The 6,362-nt window shown below is 66.1% G+C and carries 7 protein-coding genes; 2 read left to right on the top strand and 5 right to left on the bottom strand.

What is annotated here, in order from left to right:
* A partial coding sequence (locus ACLP9N_RS02560; protein ID WP_442405923.1) for an LLM class flavin-dependent oxidoreductase occupies positions 1–657 on the top strand: 657 nt, incomplete at its 5' end.
* Positions 654–1,472, top strand: coding sequence for an enoyl-CoA hydratase-related protein (locus ACLP9N_RS02555; protein WP_442405922.1), 819 nt, complete (start codon positions 654–656; stop codon positions 1,470–1,472). The genes ACLP9N_RS02560 and ACLP9N_RS02555, both read left to right, overlap by 4 nt.
* Positions 1,473–1,481: 9 nt before the next feature.
* Here ACLP9N_RS02555 and ACLP9N_RS02550 read toward each other — a convergent pair whose 3' ends face one another.
* From ACLP9N_RS02550 to ACLP9N_RS02530, 5 genes are all read right to left on the bottom strand, one after another.
* Positions 1,482–2,054 (bottom strand): TetR/AcrR family transcriptional regulator, encoded by a 573-nt coding sequence (locus tag ACLP9N_RS02550; protein ID WP_442405921.1) that lies wholly within the window; start codon positions 2,052–2,054, stop codon positions 1,482–1,484.
* Positions 2,051–2,983 (bottom strand): SDR family NAD(P)-dependent oxidoreductase, encoded by a 933-nt coding sequence (locus ACLP9N_RS02545; protein WP_442405920.1) that lies wholly within the window; start codon positions 2,981–2,983, stop codon positions 2,051–2,053. Before ACLP9N_RS02545 ends, ACLP9N_RS02550 begins: the two co-directional genes overlap by 4 nt.
* Positions 2,980–4,437, bottom strand: a complete 1,458-nt coding sequence (locus tag ACLP9N_RS02540) for an acyl-CoA reductase (RefSeq protein ID WP_442405919.1) — start codon at positions 4,435–4,437, stop codon at positions 2,980–2,982. Before ACLP9N_RS02540 ends, ACLP9N_RS02545 begins: the two co-directional genes overlap by 4 nt.
* Positions 4,434–5,864, bottom strand: coding sequence for a hypothetical protein (locus tag ACLP9N_RS02535; RefSeq protein WP_442405918.1), 1,431 nt, complete (start codon positions 5,862–5,864; stop codon positions 4,434–4,436). Before ACLP9N_RS02535 ends, ACLP9N_RS02540 begins: the two co-directional genes overlap by 4 nt.
* Before the next feature lie 127 nt (positions 5,865–5,991).
* On the bottom strand, positions 5,992–6,362 hold a 371-nt coding region (locus ACLP9N_RS02530), incomplete at its 5' end, for an AAA family ATPase (RefSeq protein WP_442405917.1).

Here is a 6,362-nt window from a genome sequence, read left to right as displayed (position 1 = left end):
GCCTGGGAAGGCCAGGAGCGCTTGAACTTTCGGGGCGAGTTCTTCACGCACACGATCATGGCGCCCAACTTCAATCCCGGCCCCAACCCGTTTGGGCCGCCTCCGGTGCTGCTGGGCGCGCTGGGCCCGATCATGACGCGCACCGCCGCCCAGGTCGCCGACGGGCTACTGGTGATGCCTTTCAACAGTGCCCGCCATTTCGAAGAGCGCACCATGCCCGCGGTCGGCGAGGGACTGCGCCGTTCCCGCCGAACGGCTCGGGATTTCCAGATCGTCGCGCAGGCCATGGTCGCCGTCGGCCGCGACGAGGCCGACCTGGCGCCCGCGATCGACGGGGTGGCATCCCTCATCTCGTTCTACGGCTCCACCCCCGCCTACCTGCCCGTGCTGGAGGCGGAGGGCTGGCCCGAAATTCAGCCGGAGCTCAACGCGCTGTCCAAGCAGGGCCGGTTCGCCGAGATGCGCCGACTGATCACCGACCCGATGGTCGCCCGGATCGGGATCATGGGAACACCCGAGGAATGCGCTCAGCAGATCGTCGCGCGTTTCGGCGACCACGCCGCCGAAGTGTGCTGTTACTTCCCGGGTTACACCCCGCGCAGCGCCGACATCGCCGATCTGATCGGCGCCCTGCACCAAGCCCCGGTCCCACGGTGAGCGCGGACGTGGTGGTGGACGTCAACGACGGCGTCGCGGTGCTCACGCTCAATCGCCCGGACCACTTGAACGCCTACACCGCGCAGATGGGGGTGCTGCTGAGCCGGGCGTATCGGGAGTGCGACGAGGACGACGGCGTCCGGGCGATCGTGGTCACCGGTGCGGGCGGGGCCTTCTGTGCCGGGGCTGATTTCTCCGGCGGCGCGAACCCTTTCGATGCCCCCGCGGGTGGTGGCTCGTTCTCGGCGTCACCGATCACCCCGGCCGCGTTTGAATTGCGCAAGCCGGTGATCGCGGCGCTCAACGGCTACGCCATCGGGATCGGCCTGACGATCGCGTTGCAGGCGGACATCCGCATCGTCGCCGAGGACGCCAAATACGGTGTGGTGCAGGTGCGCCGGGGCGTGATCCCCGACTGCATGTCGCACTGGACGCTGGCGCAGTTGACCACCCTGGGGGTGGCCGCCGACATCCTGCTCACCGGGCGAACGTTCATGGGCACCGAGGCCGTGGTGCTCGGCATCGCGAGCCGGGCCTTACCCGCCGGGCAGGTGCTCGAGGATGCGCTGGAAACGGCCCGCGACATCGCGGTCAACGTGGCTCCGATGCCGGCGGCGCTATGCAAGCGACTGCTGTGGGACAGCGCGAGCCACCACTACACCCCGAGGCAGGTCGCGTCGCTGGAAACGCAACTGCACCAACGCGTGATGGGTGGCGCCGACGCCCGCGAGGGAGTCGCCGCATTCCTCGATCGCCGGCCGCCGCGGTTTACCTCGCGGCTCTCCCGCGATTGGACCGCGCTGCCCGAGCCGTGAGCCCGCACATCAGACACTGAGCAAGTGGGCCAGGGTGACAGCGAGGTTGTGCAGGTTGGTCTCCAGCGAATAAGTCCGGTCGATCGTCCAGTTGACGATGCCACCGGACAGCGCGCCAACGATGATGTCCCCCAGCGTTTCTGGGTCGTGTCGCGCGCTGACCTCACCGCGGGATACCCCCTCCTTGACCAGTTCGACGAACGTGTCGTGCAGCTTGGATCCGCGCTGGATGCCATAGCCGCTCGTGGCGAGCATTTCCCCGATCATCTCGCGGTAGGTGTCTCCCGATCCGACCAGTGCGGCGGCAATGTCGTCGAACACCCCGACAAGCCGCGCGGGGATCGCTTCGTCGGCGCGGTCGAACACGACGTCGTGCAGGTTGACCAGTCGCCGCTCGGCCAGCGCCCGGATCATGTCCTGACGGGTCGCGAAGTGGTTGAAGAACGTCCGGTTGGCGACGTCGGCGCGCTCGCAGATCTCCTCGATTCGGGTGGCCGCCACACCTTGGCTCAGAAACAGATCGAAGGCGGCCGCCAGGATCTTCTCCCGCACCTCGAGCTTGCGTCGCTCAGTTCTGTTCATCGTGTCGCACAGAGCTTCTCGGAGAGAGCCCACAGGCGGGCCGCGTGCTGCTCGTCGCAAGCGTAAGGTTCTACCGCTTCGCTGATGCCGCAGTCTTCGAGATACGAACCACCCCGGCTCGCAAGCTCCGGGCTCACCGCGGCCCACACCTGGGTGGCCGCGCCGTAGTCGGGGGTGGTGAAGTCGAGGTAGCCGTCGGTCGCTTCTCCGCACGTGGCCGCGTCGGCGGCAACGTAGTCGCGTAGCCGCGAAAAGTCCGATTGGGTCATGTACCGCGCCAGCGAGGTGGCCACAGTACCGGGATGGACGGCGTAGGCCCGGATTCCCACATCGCGCAGGCGCCGGTCGGCTTCCTTGGCGTGCAGGATGTTCGCGGTCTTGGACGCGCCGTAGGCTACGAACTTGTCGTACTCCCGGCTCTCCCAGTTGGGATCGTTGAGGTCGACGTCGCCCAGGACGTGGCCTCCGGAGGAGAGGTTGACGATGCGGGCACTCCCCGCGGCGGAAAGCTGCGGTACCAGCAGCCTGGTCAGTTCGAAGTGCCCGAAATGGTTGGTGCCGATCTGCAACTCGAATCCATCCGCGGTCCTGCCGAAGGGGGTGAACATGACGCCCGCATTGTTCATCAAAACATCGACGACCGGCGTGATGTCGCGGATCGCGCCCGCCGCCGCCCGGACACTGGCCAGCGCGGTGAGGTCGAGCCGCACCGTCGACGCCCACGCACCGGGCACCTCGGCCGCTATCCACCCGGCCGTCTGCGACAGGGCCTCGGGGTTGCGGGCGGCCAAGATCACGTGCGCGCCCGCGGAGGTCAGCGCCCGGGCCGACTCGCGGCCCAGCCCGGACGACGCGCCGGTGATCACACATACCTTGCCGGACAGGTCGATTCCCTCGACGACCTGCAGGGCACTGCGACGTCCGGTCATGCCGACGCCAGCTGCCACAGGGGAACGACCGCCTCGGGATCACATTCCTCGTCGACGATCCACTTGCACATCCGCCGGATCGGCTCGATGGCGTCTTGCGGCATCGCAACCGCAATACTGCACGCGTAGCCCAGGCTCGTCAGGCGTTGAGCGCCGAACAGCGGCAAAGTGTCTCGTAATCGGCGCTTGAGCGATTCGGGATAGATGCCGATCGTCTGCGTGTAGGCGTTGACCGCGGCCGTCACCTTGTCGATGCTGTCCACGGGCACGATATTGGCGACCCGCCCGGACAGCATCGCCGAATAGTCCACCGGCTCATCGAATTGCGAGACCACGATGGCTCCCTCGCGCTGCTCGCCGCCGATGACGTGGTAGAAGTCGTCGGTCATTCGTGAGGCCGCCAGGTGCTCGAGCAGCTTGCGATCTGGGTACAGTGGCGCGGTGCTGACGACCGCGGGCAGCGACACCAGTTCCCGGTAGATCAGTTCGCCGAGCCGATTCGCTTTGGCCAGGCCTTCGGCATCGGTTCCGGTGAGCACGTAGATGACCCGGGCATTGGCGCAGCCTTCCTGGTTGGCCACGCCGATGTCGATCGCCGCCCGGCGGGCCACCTCACGCATCGTGTGCTCGTCGCTGAACGCCTCGCGGCCGATGATGGTGGCGCTGCGTTTGGGGTCCAGCGCGATGAGCTCCAATCCCGGCTGGATGTATCGGGTTACGTGCTTGACCGACGCCAGGCCGCCCCACGCCACGATCTTTTCGATGTGCTGCGGCTGGTAGAGGATTTCCTCGACGTCCAAGTCGCCACCCTTCCAATACCCGACCACCAGGTGCTTGGTGACCGGATGGTCGGGCGCGACGTCGGCCAGCGTGCGAGCTATCGCGATCGCGGTCAGAGGGTCGTTGGACGGCGCCTTGATGATCACGTCGGATCGGGTGATCACCGAACGCAGGATGGTCACCGCCGAGACCAGTCCGCCGTTGCCCGCCGGGATGTGGAGGGTTCGGGATCCGAAGGCCCGCACGCGCAGCTCACGACCGTCGCGCAGAGTATGCGGAACCCATCCATTGAGGTAGTCCAGCCCCACCTGGCTGTCGGCGATTTCGGTGACACTGTCCCGGGAAAACAATGGCCGCAGAACGCGATAGCTGTTCTTCAGCATTTCCGCCGGCAGCACATTGGCTATGAGCGAGGCTTCGTAGGCCTCCTGGAGGTGGGCGTTGGACTCGAAGTCCAGCGCGCCGCCCAGTGTTTCGAGCACATCGAGGATCTCGTCGAAGCTCAACTGGTAGAGGTCGCTCATGTCCGCCGGGCTTTTCAGCGGCAGGTGCCGCACGTACTTGCCCATGTCCGGCGCCTGGAACTGCGCCGCGCCGATGCGGGTATGGAACGGGACGAGGTCGTCGGTGATGACCCGACCCCGCAAGAACAGCGGTACGGTGTAAGCGATCACAGGTCGATACCCTTCATGAAGTTCACCGCCTCGTCGTGCACCTCATGCGTCGCGGCGCAAGTGATGCGGTCGTCTTCGACACCCGCTTTCTCGCTGTAGCGCATGATGTCGCGTTCGAACGCCACGGAGACCTGTCCGCACGGACACCGCAGGTCCCAGTCGATCGTGACCTCGTCGCCGGAGATGACGCCGCCCCAATGGGCGCGCAGCAAAATGTCATAGACGGCCGCCCGGCCCGTCTGCACACCGGTACGGGGAAGCGGCTCGCTGGTGTCGGGGTCGAGCACGAACGGGATGACCCACGGTGCCACGTGGTAGCGGCCCTCGCTGCAACCCCAGTGGAACGTGCTCGACTCGGAGAAGCCGTAACCGACCTGGATTCGGTCGACGCCGAGGAATTCCTTGATAACGTCCATGAAATCCTCAGGCAGCGCAATGCCTTTCATCCCGCCGCCGGTGAGAATCGCCGAGTCCGGGGCGAAGACGTTGCGCACTCCCCGCCGCAGGCCGGCCAGGGCGATGTCGTACATCAGGTGGTAGGTGCCGAGCATGAACACCCGCTTACCCCGAAGTTGTTCGGTGATGCGGGTGAAGAACGCGTCCATGTCCTGGGCCTGGCGCGCCTGCAAGGCGATGAATTCGTCCTTGCGGGCGGCCAGCGCCGGGTCGATCTCGAGTCGGTCGAGTTCACCGCGCGAGGCGGCCGCGCGCATCTTGGACGCCAGAAACATCAGATCGGTGTCCACCGCGAAAGGGTAGAGCGCGTGGAATCGGGTTTCGTCGCCGCCGGTGAAGCCGCGCTTGATCATATTGGCGATGCGTAGGTGTCCGAGCTTGCCGTTGGCGAAGTTGGGCCAGACCACATCCACCGACGGGTTGAGTTCGGCTTCGGTCGGTTCCTGGCCGAAGGTTTGGAACAGGCAGATCTTCCACAGCACCATGCCCTCTTCGGCCCCGCGCTTGTCCTTGGGGAGGATCGAGATGGTGCCGGTGGTGCCGCTCGAGGTGATCACCTCCAGCGGTGTTTGCTCGTCGAGGCGGTCGATCCAGTCGTCGATGCCGGTGCACCCGGCGGTGTCCACGGCGGACAGGTCGTAGCTGGTGAGCTTGTCCAGCCACTTGGTCATCAGGTCGAAGCGCTTCTTGTCGATAAGCATCGCCGGGTATGACTTGAATGCCGTGTGTGAAAACATCAGTGGTGCAACGTCATTGAACTCGTTGAGCGCAGTGATGCCGAGCCGGTCGGCCAGCTTGCGCAGCATCTCGATGCTGTCGTAGTGCTCCCGGAAGCGGATGCCCATCGCCTCGCGCTGCAGCTCTTCGAGTTCGTGGCGGTCGATGCTGTGCATCCGGGTGTAGGACTGGCCGAAAAAGCCGATCGGGTCGTTCATGAATTCGCTGATCGGTCGCGCTGCCGTGGCTGTCATCGGCTTCCCTCGCTTCGATGCCGGGCTGGTTCGCTCACCCTAGCCCGATAATGCAGTAGAACGCAATAATGCGGTCAACTGCAAAACCCAGGGCTGTGCGTCGGTCTACGCTTGCCCTCGCTGGCCGTCAGAGGGCGTTGGCGAAGGCCCTTAGCGACTCGACCTGCGCGGGATCCAGCGAAGGGCGCACGGTTTTGCGCGCCGCCGCGAGGTCGGCGGCGGTGACGTCGGTGGCATCGATGGATTGCCGCATCGCGGTGAGGGCGGCCTCCCGCAGCAGTGCCACGCAGTCGGCCGCGCTGTAGCCGTCGAGCCCGGCGGCCACCTCGTCGAGGTCGGCGTCGGCGCTCAGCGGGATCGATTTCGCTGCCGTGCGCAGGATTTCGCGGCGGGCGTCGGCGTCGGGCGGTTCGACGAACACCAGCCGCTCCAGGCGGCCGGGGCGCAGCAGGGCGGGGTCGATCAGGTCGGGCCGGTTGGTGGCGCCCAGCACCACCA

This window comes from Mycobacterium sp. (genome assembly GCF_052144515.1).
Lineage (GTDB): Bacteria > Actinomycetota > Actinomycetes > Mycobacteriales > Mycobacteriaceae > Mycobacterium.
The sequence above is the reverse complement of the archived record's forward strand: the minus strand, read 5'-3'. Positions and strand labels throughout refer to the sequence as shown.

Coding starts and splice junctions, on each gene's coding strand:
- ACLP9N_RS02550 (WP_442405921.1), bottom strand. CDS start 2,054: ATGAACAGAACTGAGCGACGCAAGCTCGAGGTGCGGGAGAAGATCCTG.
- ACLP9N_RS02545 (WP_442405920.1), bottom strand. CDS start 2,983: ATGACCGGACGTCGCAGTGCCCTGCAGGTCGTCGAGGGAATCGACCTG.
- ACLP9N_RS02535 (WP_442405918.1), bottom strand. CDS start 5,864: ATGACAGCCACGGCAGCGCGACCGATCAGCGAATTCATGAACGACCCG.